Here is an 819-nt window from a genome sequence, read left to right on the forward strand (position 1 = left end):
GGTGCTGTCAGACGAATTCGAACCAGTCTCAGTTTGCCGCGGAAACCGCGAACCTATCCGGAACAAAGCTGACGCCACTCGCTAAGAGCGGCGGCGCGGGTCAGCTTGAAGGTGTCTCGACTGGCTAGCGATCTTTCCTGGTTGAAGTGATTGTAGACGGAGGAATGGACGGAGGCGAATTTCTGTAGACTTCGCATGCGCCTGAAACGCTGCATCGCGCGTTCGCGTCGTCGAAACGGCAGGTGTGAATTCTCGGCGCGGTTGTTGAGCCACCTGCCCGTCTGTTGTTTTTCGAACGCGCCTATTTCTCTGAGCGCAGCCTTGTAGGAAGCGAAGCGATCTGTGACGACCTCCTTGGCGCAACCGTGCCGTTTCATCAATTTCCTGAGGAATTTTAGTGCTGCAGCCTTGTTTCGGCGCTTGGTGACAACTGCTTCCAGCACTTCACCTTCGTGATCTACTGCACGCCACAGATAATGTCGCTTGCCATTCACCTTTACGAAAACCTCGTCCACGTGCCACTTCCATTTCGAGAACGCGCGCAGCTGCTGCACACGCTTCCGTCGGATCTCAGCTGCAAACATTGGACCAAACCTGTTCCACCAATATCGGACGGTTTCGTGGCTCACGTCGATGCCTCGCTCGTGCAACAGATCTTCGACATTTCGAAGCGAGAGCGGGAAACGGATGTACAGCATCACCGCAAGGCGGATGACCTCGGGGCTGGTTTTGAAGTACTTGAAAGAGGCAGGTTTGGTCATGGGCAAAAGCTACGCAACCGTCCTGCCTGCCTCAAGACAAGTTCTTCTGACAAGACCC

2 protein-coding genes are annotated in these 819 nt (G+C 54.9%); one reads left to right on the forward strand and one right to left on the reverse strand.

Going from position 1 to position 819, the window contains the following annotated elements:
• Positions 1 to 53: 53 nt before the first annotated feature.
• Positions 54 to 698, reverse strand: a complete 645-nt coding sequence (locus tag ACR0ID_RS20415; protein ID WP_480608424.1) for an IS6 family transposase — start codon at positions 696 to 698, stop codon at positions 54 to 56.
• Here ACR0ID_RS20415 and ACR0ID_RS20420 point away from each other — a divergent pair.
• Positions 621 to 819: hypothetical protein (locus tag ACR0ID_RS20420; RefSeq protein ID WP_480608427.1), on the forward strand; the 199-nt coding region annotated here is incomplete at its 3' end. The genes ACR0ID_RS20415 and ACR0ID_RS20420 overlap by 78 nt on opposite strands.

The sequence above is a fragment of the Ruegeria sp. AL2 genome (assembly GCF_056540845.1).